This window comes from Thiorhodovibrio litoralis (genome assembly GCF_033954455.1).
GTDB classification, from domain to species: domain Bacteria; phylum Pseudomonadota; class Gammaproteobacteria; order Chromatiales; family Chromatiaceae; genus Thiorhodovibrio; species Thiorhodovibrio litoralis.
In genome coordinates this window covers 2432937-2457318 of the sequence record NZ_CP121473.1, presented here as the reverse complement: position 1 = coordinate 2457318, position 24382 = coordinate 2432937, and the positions used below count along the sequence as shown (strand labels likewise).

General features: G+C 61.8%; 25 protein-coding genes and 1 tRNA gene. 16 read left to right on the top strand and 10 right to left on the bottom strand.

All coding sequences use genetic code 11. The features are described 5' to 3' along the window. Position 1: 1 nt before the first annotated feature. Positions 2 to 1348: a Coenzyme F420 hydrogenase/dehydrogenase, beta subunit C-terminal domain gene (locus Thiosp_RS10940; protein WP_201068684.1), complete on the top strand. Its 1347-nt coding sequence runs from the start codon at positions 2 to 4 to the stop codon at positions 1346 to 1348. 117 nt (positions 1349 to 1465) lie between these two features. Further along, positions 1466 to 2794, top strand: a complete 1329-nt coding sequence (locus Thiosp_RS10935) for an MFS transporter (protein ID WP_201068683.1) — start codon at positions 1466 to 1468, stop codon at positions 2792 to 2794. Positions 2795 to 2851: 57 nt separating this feature from the next. On the opposite strand, the gene Thiosp_RS10930 is transcribed toward Thiosp_RS10935, so the two are convergent. From Thiosp_RS10930 to Thiosp_RS10920, 3 genes are all read right to left on the bottom strand, one after another. Further along, positions 2852 to 3328, bottom strand: coding sequence for a hypothetical protein (locus tag Thiosp_RS10930; protein WP_201068682.1), 477 nt, complete (start codon positions 3326 to 3328; stop codon positions 2852 to 2854). A gap of 55 nt (positions 3329 to 3383) precedes the next feature. Next, positions 3384 to 4313 carry a DUF6279 family lipoprotein gene (locus Thiosp_RS10925; RefSeq protein WP_201068681.1) on the bottom strand — a complete coding sequence of 310 codons (930 nt, stop codon included), beginning with the start codon at positions 4311 to 4313 and terminating at the stop codon, positions 3384 to 3386. A 119-nt stretch (positions 4314 to 4432) separates the two neighbouring features. Next, a complete protein-coding gene (locus Thiosp_RS10920; RefSeq protein ID WP_201068680.1) occupies positions 4433 to 5233 on the bottom strand; it encodes an MliC family protein in 801 nt (266 codons plus the stop codon). Between the two features lie 196 nt (positions 5234 to 5429). Here Thiosp_RS10920 and Thiosp_RS10915 point away from each other — a divergent pair, with 196 nt between their 5' ends. Beyond that, positions 5430 to 6914: a mannose-1-phosphate guanylyltransferase/mannose-6-phosphate isomerase gene (locus Thiosp_RS10915; protein WP_201068679.1), complete on the top strand. Its 1485-nt coding sequence runs from the start codon at positions 5430 to 5432 to the stop codon at positions 6912 to 6914. Positions 6915 to 7059: 145 nt separating this feature from the next. On the opposite strand, the gene Thiosp_RS10910 is transcribed toward Thiosp_RS10915, so the two are convergent. Continuing rightward, positions 7060 to 7767: a hypothetical protein gene (locus tag Thiosp_RS10910; RefSeq protein WP_201068678.1), complete on the bottom strand. Its 708-nt coding sequence runs from the start codon at positions 7765 to 7767 to the stop codon at positions 7060 to 7062. Between the two features lie 203 nt (positions 7768 to 7970). Between Thiosp_RS10910 and purU the strand changes: the two genes are divergently transcribed. Continuing rightward, positions 7971 to 8825, top strand: coding sequence for a formyltetrahydrofolate deformylase (gene purU / locus Thiosp_RS10905; protein ID WP_201068677.1), 855 nt, complete (start codon positions 7971 to 7973; stop codon positions 8823 to 8825). Positions 8826 to 8993: 168 nt separating this feature from the next. Here the strand turns inward: purU and ffh are convergent, their stop codons facing one another. Further along, complete coding sequence (ffh, locus tag Thiosp_RS10900; protein ID WP_201068676.1) at positions 8994 to 10424, bottom strand: signal recognition particle protein; 1431 nt, start codon at positions 10422 to 10424, stop codon at positions 8994 to 8996. A gap of 147 nt (positions 10425 to 10571) precedes the next feature. Between ffh and Thiosp_RS10895 the strand changes: the two genes are divergently transcribed. The 6 genes from Thiosp_RS10895 to Thiosp_RS10870 all read left to right on the top strand — a co-directional run bounded on the left by Thiosp_RS10895 (position 10572) and on the right by Thiosp_RS10870 (position 16166). Beyond that, the gene (locus tag Thiosp_RS10895; RefSeq protein ID WP_201068675.1) at positions 10572 to 11393 is read left to right on the top strand and encodes a cytochrome C assembly family protein; all 822 of its coding nucleotides are present in this window, start codon (positions 10572 to 10574) and stop codon (positions 11391 to 11393) included. Positions 11394 to 11525: 132 nt separating this feature from the next. Continuing rightward, positions 11526 to 11601: transfer RNA gene (locus Thiosp_RS10890), tRNA-Thr, on the top strand. A 477-nt stretch (positions 11602 to 12078) separates the two neighbouring features. After that, a complete protein-coding gene (locus Thiosp_RS10885; protein ID WP_201068674.1) occupies positions 12079 to 12540 on the top strand; it encodes a putative hemolysin in 462 nt (153 codons plus the stop codon). Between the two features lie 132 nt (positions 12541 to 12672). Continuing rightward, positions 12673 to 13140 carry a transcriptional repressor LexA gene (gene lexA / locus Thiosp_RS10880; RefSeq protein ID WP_201068673.1) on the top strand — a complete coding sequence of 156 codons (468 nt, stop codon included), beginning with the start codon at positions 12673 to 12675 and terminating at the stop codon, positions 13138 to 13140. Positions 13141 to 13231: 91 nt separating this feature from the next. Further along, complete coding sequence (gene recD2, locus Thiosp_RS10875; RefSeq protein WP_201068672.1) at positions 13232 to 15439, top strand: SF1B family DNA helicase RecD2; 2208 nt, start codon at positions 13232 to 13234, stop codon at positions 15437 to 15439. Positions 15440 to 15449: 10 nt separating this feature from the next. Next, positions 15450 to 16166, top strand: coding sequence for an SOS response-associated peptidase (locus tag Thiosp_RS10870; protein WP_201068671.1), 717 nt, complete (start codon positions 15450 to 15452; stop codon positions 16164 to 16166). 289 nt (positions 16167 to 16455) lie between these two features. Here Thiosp_RS10870 and Thiosp_RS10865 read toward each other — a convergent pair whose 3' ends face one another. Together Thiosp_RS10865 and Thiosp_RS10860 are read right to left on the bottom strand one after the other, a co-directional pair. Continuing rightward, positions 16456 to 17499 (bottom strand): TIGR02452 family protein, encoded by a 1044-nt coding sequence (locus Thiosp_RS10865; protein ID WP_201068670.1) that lies wholly within the window; start codon positions 17497 to 17499, stop codon positions 16456 to 16458. A 36-nt stretch (positions 17500 to 17535) separates the two neighbouring features. Then, complete coding sequence (locus Thiosp_RS10860; RefSeq protein ID WP_201068669.1) at positions 17536 to 17865, bottom strand: hypothetical protein; 330 nt, start codon at positions 17863 to 17865, stop codon at positions 17536 to 17538. Between the two features lie 64 nt (positions 17866 to 17929). Here Thiosp_RS10860 and Thiosp_RS10855 point away from each other — a divergent pair, with 64 nt between their 5' ends. The 4 genes from Thiosp_RS10855 (at position 17930) to Thiosp_RS10840 (ending at position 21893) form a co-directional block, all read left to right on the top strand. Next, positions 17930 to 19294 carry an NAD-dependent succinate-semialdehyde dehydrogenase gene (locus Thiosp_RS10855; RefSeq protein ID WP_323697049.1) on the top strand — a complete coding sequence of 455 codons (1365 nt, stop codon included), beginning with the start codon at positions 17930 to 17932 and terminating at the stop codon, positions 19292 to 19294. A gap of 36 nt (positions 19295 to 19330) precedes the next feature. After that, positions 19331 to 19513 carry a YbaK/EbsC family protein gene (locus Thiosp_RS10850; RefSeq protein ID WP_323697048.1) on the top strand — a complete coding sequence of 61 codons (183 nt, stop codon included), beginning with the start codon at positions 19331 to 19333 and terminating at the stop codon, positions 19511 to 19513. Between the two features lie 159 nt (positions 19514 to 19672). Next, positions 19673 to 21484 (top strand): IS1634 family transposase, encoded by a 1812-nt coding sequence (locus Thiosp_RS10845; protein WP_323696449.1) that lies wholly within the window; start codon positions 19673 to 19675, stop codon positions 21482 to 21484. 148 nt (positions 21485 to 21632) lie between these two features. After that, positions 21633 to 21893, top strand: coding sequence for a YbaK/EbsC family protein (locus tag Thiosp_RS10840; protein WP_242518447.1), 261 nt, complete (start codon positions 21633 to 21635; stop codon positions 21891 to 21893). On the opposite strand, the gene Thiosp_RS10835 is transcribed toward Thiosp_RS10840, so the two are convergent. The 3 genes from Thiosp_RS10835 to Thiosp_RS10825 form a co-directional block, all read right to left on the bottom strand. Next, entirely contained in the window at positions 21875 to 22027 is a 153-nt protein-coding gene (locus Thiosp_RS10835; RefSeq protein WP_242518449.1) for a hypothetical protein, read from the bottom strand. The genes Thiosp_RS10840 and Thiosp_RS10835 overlap by 19 nt on opposite strands. Positions 22028 to 22084: 57 nt before the next feature. Then, on the bottom strand, positions 22085 to 22378 hold the full coding sequence (locus tag Thiosp_RS10830) for a C-GCAxxG-C-C family protein (protein WP_242518451.1): 294 nt from the start codon (positions 22376 to 22378) through the stop codon (positions 22085 to 22087). Positions 22379 to 22486: 108 nt separating this feature from the next. Beyond that, the gene (locus Thiosp_RS10825) at positions 22487 to 23113 is read right to left on the bottom strand and encodes a LysE family translocator (protein WP_201065765.1); all 627 of its coding nucleotides are present in this window, start codon (positions 23111 to 23113) and stop codon (positions 22487 to 22489) included. 97 nt (positions 23114 to 23210) lie between these two features. Here Thiosp_RS10825 and Thiosp_RS10820 point away from each other — a divergent pair, with 97 nt between their 5' ends. Then, entirely contained in the window at positions 23211 to 23543 is a 333-nt protein-coding gene (locus Thiosp_RS10820) for a hypothetical protein (RefSeq protein WP_201065767.1), read from the top strand. Positions 23544 to 23698: 155 nt separating this feature from the next. After that, positions 23699 to 24310: an NAD(P)-dependent oxidoreductase gene (locus Thiosp_RS10815; protein WP_201065770.1), complete on the top strand. Its 612-nt coding sequence runs from the start codon at positions 23699 to 23701 to the stop codon at positions 24308 to 24310. Positions 24311 to 24382: the final 72 nt, after the last annotated feature.

Here is a 24382-nt window from a genome sequence, read left to right as displayed (position 1 = left end):
CATGGCAACCGATTCCAGTTTTGCCGCTGCCGGCGGAGCATTCGCGGATACTCCCTTAGTGGATGATTCCGCGATGGACCCGCTGACTGGTCTGGCGCCCGAGGACCTCGGCCCGGCTAAGGGACTGCGCGAACCAACCCTGCTCAGCAAGGACGAGCGCCTGCGCGGACGGCCCAAGCTGTGCAGCGACTGCGGTCTGTGCGACAGCCAGTTCAAGACGCTGATGGCCTCGAGCTGCACCTTTGTGCGCCACCACATCCCGGAGATCGAGCAGCGTCTGCACGGGCGCACGCGTCGCGCCGGCGACGAGCTGCGCTTCGGCATCTTTCGCGCCATGCATAGCGCGCGCATGCGCCAGCCGTCGCCCGGAGCGCAGTGGTCGGGCATGGTGACCAGCCTGGGCGCTGCTCTGCTGGAAAGCGGTCAGGTCGAGGGCGTGATCACCGCCGCTGCGGCGCCCGGCACCCGCTTCGCACCCAGACCGGTGCTGGCGCGCACGCCCGATGCGGTGCGCGCGAGCGCCGGCAACAAGCCCTGTCTGTCGCCCAATCTGGCGCTGCTCGATCAGGTGCGCGAGGCCGGCATGAAGCGCCTAGCGTTCATCGGCACCGGCTGTCAGGTGCAGATGCTGCGCGCGGCCGAGCCACAACTGCGCGCAGAGATGGGCCTCGAGCACCTGGATGTGATCGGCATTCCCTGCAGCGACAATGTCACCTACCCGGATTTGCAGTATTTTCTCAAACAAGTCTCGCGCTCGCCCGAGACCATCGTCCATTATGAATTCATGCAGGACTATCGCCTGTGGATGCGCCACGACGACGGCGATATCGAGCGGGTGAACTTCATCGACTTCCCGATGGACAAGCTCGACGGCGTCTTCCCCGCAGCATGCTTATCTTGCTTCGACTACCCCAACACGCTGGCCGACATTACCATCGGTTACATGGGCGCGCGCCTTGGCTGGCAGTGGGTGCTGGTGCGCACCGAGCGCGGCGAGGCGCTACTCGAACTGATCCGCCCGCAGCTCGAGTTTCGCGAGCTCGACAGCGCCGGCGACCGCAGCCGCGGCATGCCGCGCTATATTCGCATGCTGGCCGAGCCGCCCGGCAAGCCGCCAAAGCTTGTCAGGCGGCTGATCGCCTTCCTGCAGCGCCATCGCGGACCGCGCGGGCTGGAGTTCGCGCGCGCAGTGATCGAAATGAAACTGCTGCGCAATCTGACCTATCTGCGCTCCCATTTCCCCCGCTTCGAGCCGCGGGTGGTGCATCCGGCGGTGTACCAAACGCTCGCCCCTTATGCCGAGGACTACGCCGAAACCTTCAGTCGCCCACTCGAGCCGGGAAAATAGCGGCTCTAGCGGCCATGCCGGGACAATGGCTCGCCCAGTGCCGCCTGTGGAACAGTGCTCTGGAAGTGGCGTCCCTAACCGAAATTTCATGTCGTTTTGGTATCAAGCCTTCCTGTTATGCGCCACGCCAATGCGCTCGACTCCCTCTATGATCTGGTGACCGGCGATGAAGACGCGCGGGTTTGTAAGGATATTCCCGCCGCCTCCTGCAACGACCAGCCGCGCAATTTCTTCGCTTATCTGCTGGCCAATCTGCTGACGAAAGTCGCCGATGAGCTGGCCAGCGCCAAGCTATTGTTGCCCTGGCTGTTCGGTGCGCTGGGGGCACCAGCGTTGCTGGTGGGCTTTCTGGTGCCCATTCGCGAGGCCGGCGTGCTGCTGCCGCAACTGGCGGTGGCGGCGGTGATTCGCCAGCGTCCGCTGCGCAAGCCGGTGTGGATTCTGGGCGCGCTCCTGTCAGCACTCGCCTTGGCACTAATGGCCGCCAGCGCAGCGGTGTTGCGTGGAGCCGAAGCGGGCTGGACCATCCTCGCGCTGCTGGTGCTCTTTAGCCTGGCCCGCGGGCTGTGCTCAGTATCAGCCAAGGACGTGCTGGGCAAGACGGTGTCAAAGTCGCGGCGCGGGCGCTTGATGGGCCTTTCGGCCGGGATCGCCGGTACTTTGACGTTGGTGGTCGGTCTTTATCTGGAGTTTCTTGCGCCGGCTGATGCTGGGATCGGCATCTTCGTGCTCTTGCTGGCGGTCGCGGCTGCCTTGTTCGTGCTCGGAGCCCTGGCGTTTCAGGGCATTCTCGAGCAACCGGGTGCCACCAGCGGCGGCGGCAACGCGCTCGAGACAGCCCTGGAGAGTATTAGCCTGCTGAAGACCGATCCGCTTTTTCTGCGCTTTGTACTCGTTCGCATCGCGCTTTTGAGCGTCGCCCTAACCGCGCCTTTTTATGTGCTGCTCGCGCAGCAGCAGAGCGAGGGCAATCTGGCCGGCCTTGGGCTGTTAATCATCGCCAGCGGTCTTGCCAGCAGCATCAGCGCCCCCTTGTGGGGCGGGCTCAGTGACCGTTCCTCACGCTGGGTCATGATGCTGGCAGCGGCCATGGCGGGAGCGCTGGGGCTGTTCACCTGGCTGTTGGCTCAGAGCGCGGCAGTGGCTTGGCTGGGCAATCCTTTTGCATTCGCGGGGATTTTCCTGCTGCTGGGCATCGCCCATGCCGGGGTGCGTATCGGCCGCAAGGTGTATCTGGTTGACATGGCAAGCGCCGACCAGCGCGCCGCCATGGTGGCCGTGAGCAATTCGGTCATCGGCCTGGCCATGCTGGTAGCCGGGCCGGTCGGTCTGCTCGGCGACCGATATGGCCCGGCCTTAGTTGTGCTGGTCCTAGGCGTGGGTGCCTTGATCGCTGCCGCGCTGGCTGCGGGCTTGAAGGAGGTCTCGGAGCCTGCTACTGCCTAACATGGCAGCAGCCCCGCAGAATTGGGTTTGCGGAAAAATGTTGGGAAAACAGCGTCTTTATGGAACAACTAACTCATCACTGTCGCCGACCGACTGATAGCGTTTTTCGTTGCCGCTGAGATTGTCGCGGACCGTGGCATCTCCGCCCTGCATGGAGATGGTGCAAAGTTGAACCGCGACCCAGCTGCCTGCTTCGATGCGCTCGTCGAGCACGCGCTCATTGCAGACATTATCGATGACTGTGACCGGCCGATCGGTTTCTGTTTGGTTCGAGATCTGCACATTGATCGGGTCACCATAAGAGTCAGCCACCGCAGCGCCGCTGATCCCAATGAGTGCCGCCGAAACCAGATTGACAATGAGATGATGAATACTTGTGTTGTGCATCCTCAGAACTCCTTTGGTGATCATAACGTCATGTGCGGCTTTGGGGCGATCGCGAGCCCCGGTTCGAGCGATTGCGGCGCGCTGACTGGCCCACCACCACTGGCCCACCACCACTGGCTTTCCGCCTGCTCTCCACTGGCTTTCCACTGGCTTTCCGCTAGCTCTCTCTGCTGGCCCAGAACAGGGAAAGGCCTGACAAAACTTAAACGCCCGGTGCCTCTGTCGGCTGACGACGCTGCAGGGATTGGAAATCTTCGCTCAGGAGACGCAGGCGTTGTTTGAAATGCTGGCGTTGTTCCTCTGAAAAAGTACCGTCGAGCGCGACCATGAGACGGATGAGACCGGAGCGAATTTGCTCGCGCGCCTGAACCAAATCGACAGGCATGTCCTGAAAATCAGCCAACCAGCGCGTTAGAAAAACACGTATTTGCTCGCTGTCGGCGCCGCGTTTCAGCCGCGCGATCAGCGCTTCGCGTTCGCGGTCGCGATAGGCATACCAGCTGGAGGTGGTATCCGGCAACTTTGCCACCTCTTTGCTGACCAACTCACGCTGGGCATGGGTCAGCTCTCCGGTAACCCACTCGATGTTCTCGATGTAACGCTCAGTGCGCTTTCGCTGACGCTTGGCAAGACTCGCCGGGCTGTTGTCGGTAGCGTCTTCGCGCGCCTGCTCCTGGAACTTTTTCTCCAATGCGTCGATCTGTTCCGGGCTGAGCGTAACCAGCAGCGGCGCAGCGGCAGTGGCGAACAGACGTGCATGGCGTTGGTACAGGGGCTCGATCCGATCCATCCATGCGGTGACATTGGCGTCGGTGAGTCCCGCATCGACGTCTTCTGCGGCCTGGGCGAGCAAGGCGCTGATAACAGGCAGGGCTTCGTCACGGTGGCGATCCAGCGCCTCGGCCAAAATTGGCCGCCACACAGCAACCTGGCGGTCATCAAGCGCGAGGTAACGACTCGCGTAAAGCTCGATGGCAAAGTCAGCGGTGTTATAAGCGATCTGAACCCGAGAGCAGCCACCGATGATCAGGGTCATCAGCAGCATGACGGGCAGAACAATTGGCAAAAACCGACCTTGCCTCAGATGACAGGGGGCGTGGGCGAACAACTTACGCGCAGCAGATATCGGCACGGGAATATCCTGATCCATTTGGTGTGTCAGTATACAGAAATGGCGCGAATGCTCTGTTCCTGCTTGGCTTGCTGGCTCGGCTGGCTGGCTCAGCTGGCTGGCTCAGCTTGCTTGTTCCGCTAGTCATCGACCTGGCAAGAATGCGCCTCATCTCCATCAGGGGTAAATGTCGCCGAGTCGCCCTTGATCAAGAGGCTGCTGTCGCCGTCGGCATAACGCGCACCTGATCCGGAGCGGGACTGGGACAGCGTCATTTTTCCGCCACGATAGTGAATGACGGCGCGCACCTGAGCAGAATCTGATTTGCTTTTACTGGAGGACTCCGCGGCGCTATCAGACGCGGAATCGGCAGTGTCGGATGCGTTGTCGGGGGCTTTGACAAAATCCACCCAAAGGTCGAACTCCGGACCGCACTGATAGTGAATTGGCGCATTCTTACCGGCAGTATCGCAGTCGAAGCGACGGAATACGGCCTGATTACCGAACTGCGCGCTGGCGAGGAAGACCTTGTTGTCGGTCAGGTCCAGACGCAAGCGGCCGTCGCTGGCCGTAACGGAATTGCCGGGGGACCAGGTGGCGGAGGGGGCGGCGAGATCGCTGTCGGTGCTGATCAGCCGAGCGGGAATCCGCGGGCCGCTAGCGGTGGGGTCGAGCTTAATGGCATGAATTTGAATCGGCTGAGTGGTTTTCGCCGGCTGTGTCTCGCTTGCGAGCGTGCCTTGCGCATTGACCACCACGCGGGTGGCAGATTGCTCGGTGCATTGCCATTTGATGCGCGTGTTGCCGTGCGAAGCAGTGCCTGCCTCGGATTTGTCAGCGGACTCGCCGGCGGACTGATCGGCGGACACTGGGGTGGCGATGAGCAGCATCGCGACTGGAATCAAACCAAGAAGAGCGGTGTTAGAACATTTGGCGGACATGCAAAAGAATCCTCTGAATCTGGATCGGCGGCCAGCCCCGCCCCCAGGCGGGCCGGCAAGACGTGGGCGCGGCATTGATGCGGTTTGACCGCGCCGACGGCTGTTGGTCTAATTCCCACGCACAATAGGGAGCGGCACGGCCCTGCGCAAACGGGCGCGATTTCAGTTCACTCGATATATTAGGTTGGATGCTCGCATGTTACTACAGCCGGTGATTTTGTCAGGTGGTTCGGGTTCCAGACTGTGGCCCTTGTCGAGAGAGGCTTATCCGAAACAATTCTTGCCGCTGACCAGCGAGCACACCATGCTGCAGGAGACCGTGCGTCGGGTCGATGCCCTGGGGGCGGAGCAACCGCAGCTGGAGCTGGAATCGCGCGCGCCCATCGTCGTCTGTAATCAGGCGCATCGCTTTCTGGTGGCCGAGCAGTTCCGGTTGATGGAGCGCGAGCTGGCGGCGATCGTGCTGGAGCCGGTCGGGCGCAATACCGCGCCGGCACTCACACTGGCGGCACTTGCGGCGACTGCCGACGGCGCCGATCCGGTGCTCCTGGTCATGCCGGCGGATCATGTCATCGCCAATGACCAGGGATTCCGCGCCGCGGTGGCCGACGGCCTGCGACTCGCGGCCGAGGGCGCGGTGATCACCTTCGGCATTGTGCCCAGCAAAGCAGAAACCGGCTACGGCTATCTGCGCCAGGGACCGCCCGCGCAGCAGCCTGATTTGAACGGGCGCGCCTTTCAGCTCGAAGCCTTTGTCGAGAAGCCCAATGCCGAGCAAGCGCAGACCTATCTAGCCTCCGGCGAGTATTTGTGGAATAGCGGCATCTTCATGCTCCGGGCATCGCTGTGGCTTGAGTTGATCGAGCGGTTTCGCGCCGACATGGCCGCCGCCGTCAAGGCCGCGATGGGAGAGCGCCACGGCACCGAGAATTTCATCCTTGTCGCGGCCGAGGCTTTCGCCGCCTGCCCGAGCGATTCCATCGACTATGCTGTGATGGAGCCACTGAGCGCCAGCAACTCCGCCGATGATCCACCTTTGCTGCTGTTACCGCTGGATGTCGGCTGGTCGGATGTCGGGGCCTGGTCAGCGCTGTGGGAGGTGCGCGAACGCGACGATCAGGGCAATGTCCTTGATGGCGATGCCTTCGCGCACAATTCGCGCAACAATCTGCTGTTAGCGAAGCACCGTATGCTGGCAGCCGTGGGGGTGGAAGACCTGATCGTGGTCGAAACCGCGGATGCGGTGCTGGTGGCGCACAAGGACCACGCGCAGGATGTCAAAGCGGTGACCCAGTTCCTGAGCAATGCCAAGCGCAACGAGCATCGCGATCATCAGCGTGTGCATCGGCCTTGGGGAGCCTTCAGCGGCATCGACAAGGGCGCGCGCTATCAAGTCAAGCGCCTGACGGTCAAGCCCGGTCATGCGCTATCGCTGCAGATGCACCATCACCGCGCCGAGCACTGGATTGTGGTATCCGGCACCGCAAAGGTAACCTGCGATGATCAGGTCCAGTTGCTGACGGAGAACCAATCGACCTACATCCCGGTGGGTGCCCGCCATCGGCTCGAGAACCCGGGAACCATCCCGCTCGAGATCATCGAGGTCCAGTCCGGCAGCTATCTCGGCGAGGATGATATCGTGCGCTTCGAGGACGTGTATCAGCGCACCGAGGAGTCCTGACCCTTCCGGAGCGATGCCGAAGCGATGGCCTAGCGCATCCTCTCGCCTTCAATCACAGGAACTCATCACCCGATGTGGTTCGGAATCATGGGTCTTACTGTGAAACGGCAGCTCCGTCCTCCGGGATGGTGACGCACCATGAGCCTTAGGTCGGGCTCTCATCCGGCCAGACGCTGCGCGGCTCGAACTGCTCGAGCCGTTCGCGAATCAGCCCCAGGCGCTGCTGGGCCGTGGTTGCCCGCAGCCCATGGCCGCGCAGTTGGGTGAGCAGATCCTCGCCCTGATTGACCAGCACCGCGAGCTGTTCGGCGTCGAAGATTTCCACCGCCGCGGCGACTTCATCCGCGGGCGAAGAAAGCAATGTCGGCAGCAGCTCGTGCGCGGAGACCGGGCCTTCAGGATCAAGGAGATCGGCCACTAACGGGCTCTCGAGCAGCCGAAAGTGAATCGCCCGTGCCTGAGACTCGTCGCTCAACTCCTGGCGCGCGACCGGGTCCTGATCACTGTGGCGGCGCAACACGCGCATGATGACATCGATCAGCTTGTTGATTGCCGTCTTATTCTGAACCTGATCTTCCGGTAGTCCGCAGGCTTGCTCGTAGTGGCGCTCGAGCTCTTCTTTCAGGCCCAGCACCAGTTCGCTGCCGGCGTCCGCGGGCAGGTCGATCGCACGCTGCATCAGCGCGCGGAGGGACGTGCGAAACGCCTCAAGCTCGGCATGATCGGCGCGCTGGGCCGCGAGCAGTTCCTCGGGCTCAGCAGTCCAAGGGGGCCAGGCAAACACCGGATTGTTATGCCGGCGCTTGAGCTGGCGCTCGCGACGGCCAGGGCGATCAGTAAAGGGTAAATCCATCCTGTACGCTTCCGGGATGCCCGCGCATCCGCTCCAACATGGGGTTATGGTCTAATGTGACGGCAGCGGGCCGCACCGCGGCAAGCGCCGACCCTCAAGTATTATTTGCAGGCCCGGGCAGGCCCGAATCTCCAAGACAGAATCTCCAGTCCAGAATTCCCCCAGAAAAAATCCGTCAGGAAAAAATTCCCCAGGAAACCCCCATGGAAAGAACCTATCGACTGGTCATTTCCTGCCCCGACCAGGTCGGCATCGTCGCCGCTGTCAGCGACTTTATCGCCAAACTCGGAGGCTGGATCACTGAAGCTCACCATTATACCGATCCCGGCAGCCAGTGGTTTTTCATGCGCTATGTCGTGCGGGCCGATTCCATCCCGTTTGAGGTCGAGGAATTTCGCGCGCGCTTTTCACCGACGGCGGCAGCCTTTCGCATGCACTGGTTCATCAACGACAGCGGCATCAAGCCGCGGGTGGTGCTGCTTGCGAGCAAGCAGGCACATTGTCTGTCGGACCTGCTCTACCGCTGGCGCAGTCGCGAGCTTGAATGCGAGATCCCGGCAGTGCTGTCCAATCATGACGACCTGCGCAGCTATGTCGAATGGCACGGCATTGCCTACCACCATCTGCCGGTCGATCCATCCAACAAGGCCGTGCATTTCGCCGCGGTGAACGAGCGCATCGCCGAAGCGCGCGCGGATGTGATCGTGCTCGCGCGCTACATGCAGATATTGCCCGCGGAGTTATGCGCGCTCTATCCCGCGCGCATTCTCAATATCCATCACAGCTTCCTGCCGTCATTCGTCGGCGCCAGGCCCTATCATCAAGCTTCGGACCGCGGCGTGAAGTTGATCGGCGCAACCTGCCACTACGTGACCAGCGAACTCGATGCCGGCCCCATCATCGAGCAGGACGTGATGCGGGTGAACCATCACAACACGGTCGAGGACATGGTGCGGCTCGGCCGCGATGTGGAAAAAATGGTCCTCGCCCGCGGGCTGCGCTACCACCTCGAGGACCGCGTGCTAGTCCACGGGAACAAGACCATTGTTTTTGCATGAGTGAAACGGCCCGTCACTTGGCCAGAAAATACATTTTGTTCACGACAAGCACCAAGCACCAAGGCCATTTTCCCCGGACCAAGGATTGATCGGCTTGCGGGAGCGAACAAATTCACTCTCGCTGGCATTCAGGCTCGCGCAGTCGGGATACTGATTCTCGACGATCACCTAAAAGGGCATGCCTCCGCCGGGCGGGAGTCCGCCGCCCGGAGGAAAGCCACCACCGGGCGGAAAGCCACCACCGGGCGGAAAGCCACCGGGCATGCGGCCCTGCATCTGGCGCATCATCTTGGCCATGCCGCCGCCTTTCATTTTCTTCATCATCTTCTGCATCTGCGTGAACTGCTTGAGCAGTTTATTGACGTCCTGCACCTGAGTGCCTGAGCCCATGGCAATGCGCCGGCGGCGTGATCCTTTAATGACCTGCGGGAAGGCGCGCTCGTGCGGGGTCATGGAGTCGACAATGGCGATCAGCTTGGTCATTTCTTTGTCATTGACCTGCTGCTTGACCTTGTCGGGTATCTGTCCCATGCCGGGGAGCTTGTCCATCAGCCCGCTCATGCCGCCTAGCTTGTTCATCTGCTGGAGCTGATCGCGGAAGTCGGTCAGGTCGAAGCCCTTGCCCTTGTGGATTTTCCGCGCGAGCTTCTCGGCCTTCTCGTGGTCGACCTTCTGCTGCATCTCCTCGACCAGGGAGACTACATCGCCCATGCCGAGGATGCGCGAGGCCACCCGCTCGGGGTGAAACGGCTCGAGCGCGGCGGTTTTCTCACCGATGCCAAGGAATTTGATCGGCTTGCCGGTGATCTGGCGAATGGACAAGGCCGCGCCGCCGCGCGCGTCGCCATCGGCCTTGGTCAGGATCACACCGGTCAGCGGCAGCGTCTCGTCGAAGGCTTTGGCGGTGTTCGCGGCATCCTGGCCCGTCATACTGTCGACCACGAACAGGGTCTCGACCGGCTGCAGCGCGGCATGCAAAACGCGGATCTCGGTCATCATGGCCTCGTCGATGCCGAGGCGACCGGCGGTATCGATGATCAGCACATCCTGGAATTGCTTGCGCGCAGCCTCGGTGGCCTGTTTGGCGATGGCGAGCGGTTGATCCTTGGCGTTGCTTGGGAAGAAGCTCGCCCCAACTTCATCCGCCAGCGTGCGCAACTGCTCGATGGCCGCCGGACGGTAAACGTCGCAGCTAGCAAGCATGACCTTCTTCTTGTGCCGCTCCTGCAGAAAACGCGCAAGCTTGGCCGTGCTGGTGGTCTTGCCCGAGCCCTGCAGGCCGGCCATCAGAATAATCGCCGGAGGCTGGGCAGTGAGGTCGAGCCCCTCATTGGCCTCGCCCATCAGGCTGACCAGCTCGTCGTTGACGATCTTGATCAGCACCTGCCCCGGTGTCAGGCTCTTGGTCACCTCGGCGCCAAGTGCCTTCTCGCGCACCTGGTCGACAAAGCTGCGCACCACCGGCAGTGCCACATCGGCCTCGAGCAGCGCTTTGCGTACTTCGCGCAGGCTTTCCTTGATATTATCTTCCGTCAGCCGCGCTTGACCGCGCAGGCTTTTGACGACATCGCTAAACCGTTCCTGAAGGGTGTCGAACATCAGCACGCGTGCCGCGAGGGTCGCGGCAAACCTCCATCAATGCAATTTGTAATGATCTGCTGACCGGGAAAGAGCAACTGGGGCGTAAAAGCCGGATCGCAGCCCGAGCGCGTTCCCCGTCAGCAGGCTTTGTGAGATGATGAGACGATGAAGCAACCACTCCTAGCCTCGTTGAGCGTTGGCCTGTATCTCGCAGCCGCCGCTCTGATTGCCTATCGTTTGTTCATGCGCGACCGCGCGAGCCTGCCTCCCAGGTCTCTCGCACTGGGCGCCGCGTTCGCGGGTCTGCTTCTGCATACCGCGATACTTTACCAAACCATCTTCAGCCCCGCGGGCTTGAATCTTGCGTTTTTCAATGCGCTCTCGCTCGCGTCCTGGACAGTGATCGGCTCGCTACTGGTGCCAAGCATCAACAAACCGGTCGAGAACCTCGGCATTGTGCTCCTGCCAGTCGCGGCACTGACCGTCCTGATGGATGCGGTTTACCCCCACGTCGGCTTCATGGGCGACAACGCCAGCTGGGTGCTTAAACTGCATGTCCTGCTGTCCATGCTCGCCTACAGCATGCTGACGATTGCCAGCGTGCAGGCCATTCTGCTTGCGGTGCAGGATCACTATCTGCGCAAACGCCAGCCCAACGGCTTCATCCGCTCCCTGCCGCCGCTGATGACCATGGAAGCCTTGCTGTTCGAGATGATCACCGTCGGCTTCGTCCTGCTGACACTGGCACTGGTCAGCGGCTTCGCCTTCCTCGAGAACATGTTCGCCCAGCACCTGGTGCACAAGACCGTCCTGTCGGTCTTCGCCTGGATGGTCTTCGGCGGCCTGCTGCTCGGACGCAAACTCTGGGGCTGGCGCGGCCGCAAAGCCATCACCTGGACGCTCAGCGGCTTCATCATCCTGCTGCTCGCCTACTTTGGCAGCAAAATGGTGCTCGAGATCATCCTCAACCGCACCGCCGGCGCTTGATGGCCAGAGAGCCCACCAACACTAGCCGAGTGCCAAGCGAGCCCAGCCCACTTCAACCCGTCCGGACCGCGCGCAACCTCTGCCTCAAGAACCTGAAAAACCCCGCATGCTAGTTTATAATGTGCCCTTAAAGCCGATGTAGCTCAGTTGGTAGAGCAACTGATTCGTAATCAGTAGGTCAGCGGTTCAAATCCGCTCATCGGCTCCAATTAGTACAGCAGCTTAGCATCGTTGCTGCTAAGCTGATCAAGTTTTTATGGTGCCCTGGGTAACGCTGGGGGTAACATTTTGCAGGCGTTCAGCGGCGTTAAGATGCGTTAGCCGCCGCGAACTCCCTCTCACTCTCGTCCAACGATATTCCTCTTCGCCGCCGACTGCCGCAGCCAAGCTCTCCTCGATTTCTGTTACCCCAAGGCCCATTTTCCGTTACCCCGGTCCTGCGGAATTTCGCCCCGAGGTTGCCGAGGAGCCCAACGTAACCTCATCAGTGCAGCTGTTTGGACGGGGAAAGCCCTGGCCCGTTGTCTTTCGCTAGCACTCTCCTTCGTAGTGCCGAATTCACAGCACTTGCGCAACGGAACAAAAATGAAGGTCAAGCGCCGCGCGTTTGATATGCGCACTTGGCAAAAACGGATTATCCTCAAGACAACTGTTCGGCATTGGACAGCAGCCAAGCCTTGCGAGTGTGAGAGACCTGGCTGGTAATCTTCGACTCACCCCCTTTGATTTCCGAAAGATGATGCATCATTCTATCGCGTTAACTGGTTCGATCACGCTGGTCTTCGCCCTGATGGCCACCACCCTGATGGCCGACAACAGCGCATCAACCCAACTTGCCAACCCGGCATCGGTGAATTGCCACAAGCAAGGCGGTGAACTCTCCATCCGCCAGCGACCGAACGGCGACGAATACGGGATCTGTGTTTTTGAGGAGAATCGCCAGTGCGAGGAATGGGCGCTGTTGCGTGGCGAGTGTCCTGCCGGCGGGTTAAAGGTCACCGGCTATGACAATGCGGCCGAAATCTATTGCGCCATCACTGGCGGTGAGGTGAGCATGACCGCCAAGACCTGCAAGACGCATCAAGGTGGTCTTTGCGATTTGGCGGCCTATTTCAGCGGCCTCTGTCCGAAATCGACAGCTCCATAAGCGATTCGCGTTGCTGAAGCCGCTTCGTCATTGCTTGACCATGGCGACTTCAAACGAGAGCGCCTCGCGCCGGCGACTGGAAAGGGGTACGCTTTCGCCGTACCCCTTCGAATCGACTGAGGCAGTGACTGCATGGCCCAACTCGCCTACCTGATCCCCCGCCGCCGCACCGCGCCGCCCTGGAGCGCCGATCTCGAACCAATCGATCTGGAAATCGAAGCCGGCGTCACCCTCCCCCTGCTCGGCACCATCGCCGCCGGCCTGCCGATCGAAGCCATCGAAGACCAGGAAACGGTAAAGGTCCCCTCGCACATGGCACGGAAAGCCAGTTACGCTCTGCGGGTGCGTGGGCATTCAATGACCGATGATCACATCCAAGATGGCGACATCATCATCGTCGAGCAACGCCAGAGCGCGGAGAACGGTGAAACCGTGGTTGCCAAGATCAACGGCGATCAGGTGACCTTGAAGCGCTTCTACATCGAAGCCGACGGGATTCGGCTGCAGCCAGCGCATCCGGACATGGCCCCGATCTACATCCGTCATGAAGAGATCGAGATTCTTGGCATTGTTACCGGGGTGATGCGACTGGCCGCCTGATTCGCTGGACCGGTGACCTTTAATCGCCTGGAGTCGGTTTCATAGAGCGCTGGGCATCCGATCACCGGGTCACCCTTGCTACTATGCGCCGATGACCGACGCGCCCGCAGCCTCATACCACGCCAACTCCCAGCTCGAGACCATCGCCGGCCCTGTCGAGCGCGTCACCTTCCATAGTCCCGAGAGCGGCTTTTGCGTCCTGCGCGTGAAAGTCCGTGGCGAGCGCGAGTTGGTCACCGTCATCGGCAACGCCGCCCAAGTCGCTCCCGGCGAGCACATCGACGCGCGTGGGCAATGGACGATTGATGCGCGCCATGGCCGGCAGTTCAAGGCCAATGAGTTGCGCGTCGTTCCGCCCGGCACCCGCGAAGGCATCGAGCGCTATCTTGGTTCCGGGCTGGTCAAAGGCATCGGGCCGCATTTCGCCAAGCGGCTGGTCGATGCCTTTGGCGAACGCGTCTTCGACATCATCGAACAATCCCCTGATCGCCTGCGCGAACTGCCCGGCATTGGCAAGAAGCGCCAGGAACGGGTCACCCGCGCCTGGGCCGAGCAGAAGGTCATCCGGGAGATTATGGTGTTCCTCCAGTCCCATGGCGTCGGCACCGCTCGGGCGGTGCGCATCTTCAAGACCTATGGTGAAGCGGCCATCGAGCGGGTGCGCGGCAATCCCTACCGGCTGGCGCTGGATATTCGCGGCATTGGCTTTAAGACCGCCGATCAGCTGGCTGAGCGCTTGGGGATACCCCGCGACTCACCGCTGCGCGCCCGCGCCGGTGTGCGCCATGTCTTGCAGGAGATCGCCAGCGATGGCCATTGCGCCGCTTGGCGCGAGGTCCTGTCCGCACAGTCCGCCAAACTGTTGGAGATCGCCCCCGAGGGCATCGAAGCGGCGATTGATCTGGAACTGGCCGCCGGGCAGTTGGTCGCTGAAACCATTGAGGAACGCACCCTGGTCTTTCTCCCCGCCCTGCACCGCAGTGAATGCGGGGTGGCGGAATCCCTATGGCGCCTGCGCGATGGGATGCCGCCCTGGGGGCTGATCGACACCGAATGCGCCCTGCCCTGGGTGGAACGTCAGACCGGTCTCCATCTGGCCGCGTCCCAGCGCCAGGCGGTGATCCAGGCTGTCACCGGCAAATGCACCCTCCTGACCGGCGGTCCCGGCGTGGGCAAGACCACGGTGGTCAATTCCATTCTGCGGATTCTGCGCGCCAAGGGTGTCAAAGCGACCCTGTGCGCGCCGACCGGTCGCGCGGCCAAGCGGCTGTCGGAATCCACCGGCCAGGAGGCCAAAACGATTCACCGCGTGCTGGAGTTCGATCCCAAGACGCTGGACTTCAAGCACAATGCCGACAATCCGCTGGACACCGATCTGCTGGTCTGCGACGAGACCTCCATGGTCGATGTCAGCCTGATGCACAAGTTGCTCAGTGCCCTGCCCTCCTCGGCCGCATTGCTCTTGGTCGGAGATGTTGACCAGTTGCCCTCGGTCGGACCGGGCGCGGTGCTGGCCGATGCGATTGGCTCCGGGGTTATGCCGACGGTGCGCCTGACAGAGATCTTCCGCCAGGCACAGACCTCGCAGATTATCGTCAATGCCCACCGCATCAATGCCGGGCAGCTGCCTCAGGTCCCCAACCCACCGCCGAGTGACAGCGACTGGTATGTGATCCGCAGCGAAACCCCGGAACAGATCCAGGAGCGATTGGTGAAAACCCTCTGCGAGCGCATCCCCGCGCGCTTCGGGCTGGACCCGATTCGCGATGTGCAAGTGCTTACCCCCATGAACCGCGGCGGACTGGGTGCGCGGGCGCTGAATGTGCTGCTGCAGCAGCGCCTCAACCCCGACGCAAAGCCGCGCATTGAGCGCTTCGGCTGGACCTTCGCCCCGGGCGATAAGGTGATTCAGAACGTCAATAATTATGACAAGGAGGTCTTCAACGGCGATATCGGCCGGATTCTGGCCATCGACGTCGAGGAAAGCGAGGTGCGCATCGCCTTCGATGAACGCCAGGTGGTCTATGAGTTCGGGGAGCTTGATGAGCTGGCGCTGGCCTATGCCACCAGTGTGCATAAGGCGCAGGGCTCGGAGTATCCGGCGGTGGTCATTCCCCTGGCGACCCAGCATTACATGCTGTTGCAGCGCAATCTGCTCTATACCGGGGTAACCCGCGGCAAGCGGTTGGTGGTGCTGATCGCCCAACCAAAGGCGCTGGGCATGGCCGTCAGACAGACCGGCGGGCAGCGGCTGACGCGGCTGCGGCAGCGGTTGGTTGAAGCGAGCGAGGCGCGTTGAGGACAGGCCGATGTGCGGACGTTTTGCGCAATGTTTCGATGTGCAGGCGACGGCGGACTGGCTGGAGGCGCAACCGCCGACCGAAATACCGCCGGCGCGTTACAACCTCGCGCCGGGCAGCCGGATTCTCGCCTGTCGCGTCCAAGCGGACGGGCAGCGAGAACTCGCCTCTTTACATTGGGGTCTGCTGCCGAGCTGGGCCAAGGATCGCAAGCTTGGATACAAAACCTTCAACGCCCGTGCCGAGACGGTGGCGGAGAAGCCGTCCTTTCGTGCGGCATTCAAACATCGGCGCTGTTTGATTCCAGCCGATGCCTTCTACGAATGGAAGAGCACGCCCAACGGCAAGCAGCCCTTTGCCTTTCGGCGCCGGGATGAGCAGCCGATGACCTTGGCCGGGCTGTGGGAGCAGTGGACTGATCCAGGCTCAGGCGAGTGCGTTGAGAGCGCGACCATCATTGTCACCCAGGCCAACGCCACTATCGCCGCCGTCCATGACCGCATGCCGGTCATCCTTGATCGCGCGCACTGGGCTGAATGGTTGAACCCTGACAATCAGAGCAAGACGCAACTGACGGGGTTGCTGCAACCCTTTCCAGGGGAGGAGATGATCGGCTATCCCGTCACCCGGTCGGTTGGCCAGCCGCGCTTCGATGCACCGGAATGTTTGGTGCCGACAGGCCCGCTGATCTCCGCGACGATTGGACAGACCGATTCCATCCGCTGATGCCAGGGATTCGGTTCGTTTCGCACCATGCCGCCCGCGCCGATATTCCCGGCCTCAGATCACAGCTTTGCAAACCGATCGCCCCGAATGGCACATGAGGACTTGACAAACGGGCCGGAGTTTATGAACAGGCCAGAATGACACACGCTCTGCGCCCCATTTCGGGCTTCAACCCCTTGCACCTTGTTGGAATGGGCAGCAAGAGAAATTAAAAACAGTGACTTACAGACTGAAACAATTCTGACCAATCGGAAACGACGCGCGCCGGGACAAGGGTTTAGAAGCCATCTCACAGCCTTACCCACAAGGTTATCCACAGGCGTGGTGGATAAGGAGAATTTTCAATAGGCTCTTGGGTACTTGCCGATTGTTGCTGGGGAAAACCTGAGTTTCCGCGTCGAAGTGAGGCGAGCCATCTTGGTGCACCTGCTATGAGCCGGGCCGCGCGCGTGCCTCTGGCCGGCTGGCCGAAGACCTCGCGAAAGGGCCCCAGGGTGGCGCGTTCAGGCGACCAGTCGGTGATGGCGAAAACGACGTCATCGAACGCGCGGGGAAATGTCTGCTCCAAGTGGGTGCGGAAGGACTCAGCGGTGCGACGCGGATCATTACCGAACGCACCGCAGCCCCAGGCACCGAGCACCAGGGCGTCATGGCCCATGGCATGGGCGATGGCCAGCACCCGATGGATGCGTTGGTGCAACAGATCGCCCGAGCGCGGCTGGCCGACCCGCGGTGCATAGGGTGCGGCGCAGGTCAGAAAAGACAACAGCCAGGGCGCATCCAAGGGCGTGCCGTCATCGCGGCGGAACACCGGCACCAGCGGGGAGTAGATGGCCCAGTCGGTGGAGTCGGGCAACGGGCGTTGCTGATGGGCGGCGTACATCGGATCGCCCTCCAGGGTGGCATAGAGCGCACTGGAACGACACAGGACTTCTTCCTGTGCGCGGGCACCGTGCAGGAAGCCGCCGCCGGGATGAACCCCATTGGCGAAGTTGAGCGCCAGCACCGAGGTAGCACCGGCACGGGTCAGGCGCTCGGCGGCGGCCAGGGTGGTCTCGTTGACGACTTGGACGCGCGTGGATTCAGCAGCGCAGCGATCCGCTGTCGGCAAGAGTTCATCTGGCGGGATGGAACGTCGCAAGGCCATCGCCTGCACGATGGCTGGCTGCCAGACAACGCGCTGGCCCTGGGCGTTGGTGTAATCCCCCTGCAAGATGGCATCGACGGCCGACTGACCGAGCGCGGCGGCCCGCTCGCGGGGGATTTGCAGCTCGCGTCGGCGCGCCTCGGCGTGGTCGAGTGAATCCAAGCAGGGTAGATGGTTCAGCTGCATGTCGGAGCATTTCCCGGGATCAGTCGCTTGGAGCCGTCAGCATCCGTCGCCTCGACCAGTTAACTGGTCCAGAGTATCCCTGACAAGCTGCGCCCATTCCTCTTGCACGCTGAGGTGATCGGGAAAGTCACTGCCGGCCCGCCGATGCCAGTAGCGGGAATTCCACAGATCCCCTTCCTTGCGGTGCAGGTAGGCGTGAATCCGCGCAGCACCAGTTTCAGGTGGGCCATCTGGCAGGGATTGGACGATCTCGTGGGCGCGGTTCCAATCGCCCTTGGCATCGAACCAGAGCGCGGCCAGGCAGGGGTGCTCGGTGATGGGACAGGTCGCCGCGTTCAGGCTGTTCAGAAATGCGGGATAATCCATTGGGGCTTAACGTTCGCTGGCGCTTGGCTTTGGCTCACTGTCACATCTTTCAGCCGATCCATCAATGATGTTCACATCCATCAATCCCACCACCGAGGCTTGCATCGGGCAGGTCTCCGCCTTCGATTCACGGCGGATTGAGCAGGCTCTGGCCGCCGCGCAGGGAGCGAGCGTGCTTTGGGCCGAAACACCCCTCGCTGAGCGAACTCGACTGCTCGTCTCAGTGGGTGAGCGGCTGCGGACTCAGCAAGAGACCCTGGCGACCCTGATCACCACCGAGATGGGCAAGCTGCGCGCCGAGGCATTAGCGGAGATCGACAAATGCGCCTGGGTTTGCGACTACTATGCCGAGCACGCCGAGCGCATGCTGGCCGATGAATTGATCGACACCGATGCAACCCGCAGCCTGGTGGCCTATCAGCCGCTCGGGGTCTGGTTGGCGATCATGCCCTGGAATTTTCCGTTTTGGCAGGTGTTCCGCTGTGCCGCGCCGGCGCTCGCCGCCGGCAATCCGGTGCTGCTCAAGCATGCCTCCAATGTACCCGGTTGTGCCTTGGCGATCGAGCGGCTGTTTCGCGAGGCGGGGGCGCCTGACTGCCTGCTCCAAACCCTGCTCATCGCGGGTGAGCAGGCCGAGGCGCTGGTGGGTGATGCCCGCATCCGTGGCGTCAGCCTGACCGGCAGCGAGACTGCCGGCCGGCGCGTGGCAGCGGCCGCGGGTGCCAGCATCAAACCGTCGATCCTGGAGCTTGGCGGGTCGGATGCCTTTGTGGTGCTGGCGGACGCCGATGTCGAGCAGGCCGCGACCGTGGCGGCCAAGGCGCGTTTTCTCAACGGCGGACAGAGCTGCATCGCCGCCAAGCGCTTCATCCTGGTGCCAGAGAGTGCCGATGCCTTCCTGGCGGCGTTCAAGGCAGCGGCGGAGGCTCTGATCCCTGGTGATCCCCTGCTGCCCGAGACCACACTCCCGCCCCTCGCCCGCTCTGATCTGCGCGATCAGTTGCATGCCCAGGTTCAGGCGAGCATTGCCAAGGGCGCGCGCTTGGTGACCGGTGGTGCATCATTGGAACGACCTGGCTGGTTCTATGCCCCGACCGTGCTGGATGCTTGCGCGCCGGGGATGCCGGCGTATCACGAGGAGCTCTTTGGCCCGGTGGCCGCCATCATCCGCGCGCGCGATGAAGCCGATGCCCTGCGCCTGGCGAATGACTCGGACTTTGGCCTCGGCGGCAGTGTCTGGAGCCAAGACCGCACGCGTGGTGAGGCCTTCGCGCGGCGCATGCAGTGCGGCTGCGCCTTTGTGAATGACATGGTCAAAAGTGACCCGCGCCTGCCCTTTGGCGGCATCAGGAACTCTGGCTATGGGCGCGAGCTGGGGCTATTGGGGATCCGCAGCTTCTGCAATGCCAAGACCCTGTGCATCCAGTAGCCCGGTTTGGACCCGACCCTGATCGCGCATCCAGTCATGACACCCGCCATCGATACCCTGAAGCGCCTGGGCATCGCCCACCGGGTGCATGCCTACCACCACGACCCTGGCACCACCGCCTATGGCCGAGAGGCCGCCGATCAACTCGGGCTCGACCCTGCGCTGGTGTTCAAGACCTTGGTCGTCAGCCTGGATACCAAAACCCTGGCCCATATTTAACATTTCCACGCCGAAAATCGGCGTAAGTCATTGAAGTTTTCTCTGGAGAGAAAATAATATCCTGCCGGATCAGTGACTTGAAACTGGCGACCCAAATGTAGTGCCATAATATTACGGAGCCCCATTGACGCGCGCGCCCGCGCAGCGGAGCATGCGTGCATGTACATTCGCCGCACCACCATCAAGAGCCGACGCACTGGTCAGCCGTACTTCACCTATCGGCTGGTGGAGTCGGTGCGCGAAGCCGGGCGGGTGCGCCAGCGCACGGTGCTGAATCTCGGCCGTCACTTCGAGGTCCCGCGCGGGCAATGGCCGGCCTTGGCACGGCGCATTGAGGCCTTGGTGGGCGGGCAGTCGGAGCTGTTCATTGACCTCGATGCCCGTTGGGAGCCGCTGGCGCAACAGTTGGCGGCGCAGGTGATTCGCGCCCGCGCGGGGGAGGATCCCTCCGAGGGGAGCGCGCCCAACTTCCAACGGGTCGATGTCGAGACAGTCGATGTGGTGCGCCCGCGCAGTGTCGCGGTCGAGCATGTCGCCTTGGCCGCCTGGGGGCAGATGGGCTTGGATGAAAAACTCACGGCTTTGGGCTTCAGCGGCCCGCAACGCGCGGCGGCCATCGGCAATGTGATCGGTCGCATGGTGGTGCCGGGTAGCGAGTTGGCGACCCATCAGTGGTTGCAACAGCGCAGCGCCCTGGGCGAGTTGATCGACGTTGATTTCGCCGACCTGGATCTGATGGCGCTCTACCGCATCACCGATCGGCTGCTCGCCCACAAACCGGCATTGGAGTCCTTCCTGTATGCCCGCGAGCGCGATCTGTTCGAACTTGATGAAGTGATTACGCTCTACGACCTGACCAATACCTATTTCGAGGGCAGCGCCAAGCATAACGCCAACGCCGCCTTTGGCCGTTCGAAAGAAAAGCGCAGCGACTGCCCGCTGGTCACCCTGGCGCTGACGCTCGATGCCAGTGGCTTTCCCAAACGCAGCGAGGTGTTCGCTGGGAACGCCGTGGAAGCCGAGACGCTGGCAAAAATGCTGCGTGCCTTGACGCCCGAGCAACAACGCACCCCACCGACGGTGGTGCTCGATGCCGGCATTGCCACCGAGGAGAACATCGCCTGGCTGGTGGCGCAGGGCTACCGCTATGTCGTGGTCAGCCGAAAGCGACATCTGCAGTTCGATCCCGAGGCGGCCTGTTTGATCAAAGAAGACGGCCCACTGACCATCCGCGCCCAGCGGGTAGTCAAGAAAGAAACCAACGAAGTCGAGCTGTATTGTCACTCCAGCCAACGTGAGCTCAAAGATCGCGGCATTGCCGATCGCTTCGCGCAACGCTTCGAGCAGGCCCTGCAGCAACTCGCCGATGGGTTGCACAAGCCAGGCACCGTCAAGCGCTTTGAGAAAGTCATCGAGCGCATCGGGCGGCTGAAGCAGAAATATCCGCGTGCCGCGCGCTACTACGAGATCAGCGTCGACCCCGATGAGAAAGGGAAAAAGGCCAAGGCCATCCGATGGTCGCGGATCACCCCGGTCGATGACACCTTGCCCGGTGTCTATTGCCTACGCACGAATCAAACCGAATGGGATGAAGCGCGCCTATGGCACACCTTTGTCATGCTCACCGATCTGGAAGCGGTGTTTCGCTCCCTGAAGTCGGAACTCGGCCTGCGCCCAGTCTATCACCATAAAACCGACCGGGTTAGCGCGCACCTGTTCATCTCGGTACTAGCCTACCATCTGGTTCATACCCTGCGCTTGCAGCTGAAAGCCGCTGGCATTCATCTGAGCTGGGAGGGCATCCGCCGTGAGCTCGATGGGCAAGATCGCGTCACGGTTGAGCTCAAGCGCGACGATGGGCGCACCCTGCATATTCGCAAAGCCACAAGGGCGGAGCCGCGCCAGCAAGCCATTTACGATGCCTTGGGCGTGAGTGATCGCCCGGGTGGACAACAGCTGACTTTGATCTGAATGAGCAGCACCGGCGGCAAAATCGCAAATGTAGTGCCGTAACGGATATCTGTGTACACTTATCCTGCTGAAAATCAAGATAATTCTGTGACCAGTTGTTAAATATGGGCTGGTGGTGGCCGTCGTGCCGGTCAGTCGGCAACTGAGTTTGAAGGCGCTTGCCAAGGCAGCCGGCGGCAAGAAGGCGGCCATGGCGGAGAAGGCACAGGCTGAGCGCAGCACCGGTTATCTGCTCGGCGGAATCAGCCCGATTGGGCAAAAGCGTCGGCTGGATACCTTTGTTGATCGCAGTGCCGAGGCGTTGGATCGCATGTTTGTCAGTGCCGGCCGGCGCGGTCTGGAGATCGAGCTTAGCCCCGTCGAGCTGCAGCGGGTCACGAACGCCCGGTTTTATGATTTGGTCTCCTGAGCGGCCTCGGGCTGCAGGAGTTCATCCAGCAACTGCACGGCTGTCGCCACGAAACTGGGGCAGCGCTCCTTGAATACCCCGGCGTCACGGGCGCCCCGATAACCGGCATCCTCGGCCAGGTCAAAACCGAGCAAGTCGCGGCATTGATTGCTGCCGTGGCGATCGATGAAGCGCTGCTGTAGCGCGCGGGCTTATGTATAGACGCGATCCTTGGCGACGGGATCAGGCTCGCTCGGGCCGTATTCCAGACCCAGCACCAGCGCCGCTCCGGCCAGGGTGCCGCAAGTGCCGCCCATGCGCCCGATGCCACCCCCGAGTCCAGTGGCCAGGCGCATCGCCAGTGCCGGGTCGATTCCATAGCGCTCGGCATAGACCGACACCACCGCCTGGGAGCAGTTACAACCGGTGCAGAAGCGCTCCACCGCCTCATGGTCGGCAGTGGCTCTCGCGTCTTGGTGATCTGAGGAGGTGCAATTCGACGTCATGACGCCATCCTGCCAGTCCGGTGCCGCGGCTGGCAAGCTGCTCTGCAGACCGCTGATAGCTGTTCCCGACGAGGCGCTGATGCCAAGGCACCAAGCCGAAAGATCGTCTCAGCCCGCCGTTGAGATAATCAGCGACCCACCCGCGCCAACCAGGAGCACGCCAGCGCCGCGTTGGCCGATCCGTCGCATGCGCCTGTCTTGAACCATCGTGGCCAGCTTGCGCGCGCTGAACGCATAGAGCAGTTTCACACCACCGACGCTCGTTATTGTGACGGCCATGACAGCCACCACATCCACCGCGGCGAGCTGATCGTTTTGCATCACCAAGGGAAAAATGCTGGCATAGAACAGAATCGCTTTGAGGTCGCCCAGCGTTAACACCAGTCCAGCGAGAAGGCTCCCAAGCAGTCCCGATTGCCTGACGAGGCTTGGGTTGACGCTGTCGCGTTTCGCGCGTGCTCGCAGCAGTGTGCCGCCAAGCCATAGCAGGTACAGGCCGCCGAGCACCTTGATCAGCACGAACAGTCCGCCCAAACGCTCGGCCAAGGCCGCTAACCCAAACAGCGCGGTGGCGACAAAGAGCAGGTCGCCCAGGACGATCCCGCATGTGACGGCGATACCCTGGGAAAGATCGCCCATCGCCGCGCGCGTGACGACCAATACGACGCTGGTGCTTGGCATGGCGGCCAGTGCCAGCATGATGGCAAAGAGGATCGATAGATCGCTAAAACTCATAGTCGTATTCAATCCGGTGATTGACCTCGCAACAGCTGACTCGGCGCCGAGATTCTCGCATCCACCGCACACTCACGACCATCTTCAGGGGTTGACCATGCCATTGTCACCAACGGCCTTACCTGCCATCTTGTCCACAACCGCCCTCGCCCTCCTCCTGCTGACCGGCAGCAAAATCAGCCTTGCGTTGGAGCCACTGGTCAAACAAGGCAGCTGTCCCAGCGGCTACCGCACCCAGGGTGATTATTGTGTGCCAGGTTCCGGCGCGCGGGATGCGCTGCCAAAATCCGGGAGCTGTCCGGCCGGGTATTACACCAATAGCAGTTACTGCGTGGCAGGCAAGAACGCCAAACCAGCAATTGAGAAGGTTGGCTCAAGTTGCCCGGCGGGCTGGTATACCAGCGGAAACTATTGCGTGCGTTCGCGCTAATGGCTCAGCAACGCGGTCAATCCTCGCCTCGCGGTTACTGCCTCTTTTAAGGGGTCGCATTCCTGGCACTTCCAAGCACGCTCTTCGCGGTTCGCTCCTCGTGTTATCGTAGCGCCCAAACTGACCGTGACTGACTGAGCAGAAGGGTTTATCTAATGCATATTGCTCTATTCGGCGCAACCGGCGGGACCGGGCGCGAGGTGCTGGCACAAGCCCTGACGCAGGGCCATCGCATCCAGGCCTTGGTGCGCGATCCAACCAGCTTACCCGCGCAGGATGGGCTCAGGCTGATTCCCGGTGATGTCCTGGATGCGACCGCGACCCGGCAGTGCATTACTGGAACGGATGCTGTGATTTGCGTGCTGGGCTCAAAGCCGAAACAGCCGCCGATCGAGGCACGCGGCACGGCGGTGATTGTCGAGGCCATGCAGGCGAGCGCGGTGCGCCGGTTGATTGCCGTCACATCCATGGGCGTCGGCGACAGCCGTCGTCAGCTCAATCCGCTGTTTCGCTGGATCATGGACCTGAGCCTGAAAGCCATCATGCAGGCGAAGGCGGAGCAGGAGCAGTTGATCCGCGCCAGCGGCCTCGATTGGACCATTGTCCGCCCAGGCGGGCTCACCGATGGACCGCGCACCGGGACCTATCGCCATGGTCTGGATAAATCCATCAAGGGTGGGCGCATCAGTCGCGCGGACGTCGCTGAGTTCGTCCTCGCCCAGCTAGATGATCGCCACTACTGGCAGAAAACGCCAGCGGTGACCTGAATCCCCGGTGGGCGGTCGACCAACTTGGAGCGGGTTAACCAGCGTTTCCTCACGACCGTCCTGGCGTTAAAG

Coding starts and splice junctions, on each gene's coding strand:
- Thiosp_RS10940 (WP_201068684.1), top strand. CDS start 2: ATGGCAACCGATTCCAGTTTTGCCGCTGCCGGCGGAGCATTCGCGGAT.
- Thiosp_RS10935 (WP_201068683.1), top strand. CDS start 1,466: ATGCGCCACGCCAATGCGCTCGACTCCCTCTATGATCTGGTGACCGGC.
- Thiosp_RS10920 (WP_201068680.1), bottom strand. CDS start 5,233: ATGTCCGCCAAATGTTCTAACACCGCTCTTCTTGGTTTGATTCCAGTC.
- Thiosp_RS10915 (WP_201068679.1), top strand. CDS start 5,430: ATGTTACTACAGCCGGTGATTTTGTCAGGTGGTTCGGGTTCCAGACTG.
- Thiosp_RS10910 (WP_201068678.1), bottom strand. CDS start 7,767: ATGGATTTACCCTTTACTGATCGCCCTGGCCGTCGCGAGCGCCAGCTC.
- purU (WP_201068677.1), top strand. CDS start 7,971: ATGGAAAGAACCTATCGACTGGTCATTTCCTGCCCCGACCAGGTCGGC.
- ffh (WP_201068676.1), bottom strand. CDS start 10,424: ATGTTCGACACCCTTCAGGAACGGTTTAGCGATGTCGTCAAAAGCCTG.
- Thiosp_RS10895 (WP_201068675.1), top strand. CDS start 10,572: ATGAAGCAACCACTCCTAGCCTCGTTGAGCGTTGGCCTGTATCTCGCA.
- lexA (WP_201068673.1), top strand. CDS start 12,673: ATGGCCCAACTCGCCTACCTGATCCCCCGCCGCCGCACCGCGCCGCCC.
- recD2 (WP_201068672.1), top strand. CDS start 13,232: ATGACCGACGCGCCCGCAGCCTCATACCACGCCAACTCCCAGCTCGAG.
- Thiosp_RS10870 (WP_201068671.1), top strand. CDS start 15,450: ATGTGCGGACGTTTTGCGCAATGTTTCGATGTGCAGGCGACGGCGGAC.
- Thiosp_RS10865 (WP_201068670.1), bottom strand. CDS start 17,499: ATGCAGCTGAACCATCTACCCTGCTTGGATTCACTCGACCACGCCGAG.
- Thiosp_RS10860 (WP_201068669.1), bottom strand. CDS start 17,865: ATGGATTATCCCGCATTTCTGAACAGCCTGAACGCGGCGACCTGTCCC.
- Thiosp_RS10855 (WP_323697049.1), top strand. CDS start 17,930: ATGATGTTCACATCCATCAATCCCACCACCGAGGCTTGCATCGGGCAG.
- Thiosp_RS10850 (WP_323697048.1), top strand. CDS start 19,331: ATGACACCCGCCATCGATACCCTGAAGCGCCTGGGCATCGCCCACCGG.
- Thiosp_RS10845 (WP_323696449.1), top strand. CDS start 19,673: ATGTACATTCGCCGCACCACCATCAAGAGCCGACGCACTGGTCAGCCG.
- Thiosp_RS10830 (WP_242518451.1), bottom strand. CDS start 22,378: ATGACGTCGAATTGCACCTCCTCAGATCACCAAGACGCGAGAGCCACT.
- Thiosp_RS10825 (WP_201065765.1), bottom strand. CDS start 23,113: ATGAGTTTTAGCGATCTATCGATCCTCTTTGCCATCATGCTGGCACTG.
- Thiosp_RS10820 (WP_201065767.1), top strand. CDS start 23,211: ATGCCATTGTCACCAACGGCCTTACCTGCCATCTTGTCCACAACCGCC.
- Thiosp_RS10815 (WP_201065770.1), top strand. CDS start 23,699: ATGCATATTGCTCTATTCGGCGCAACCGGCGGGACCGGGCGCGAGGTG.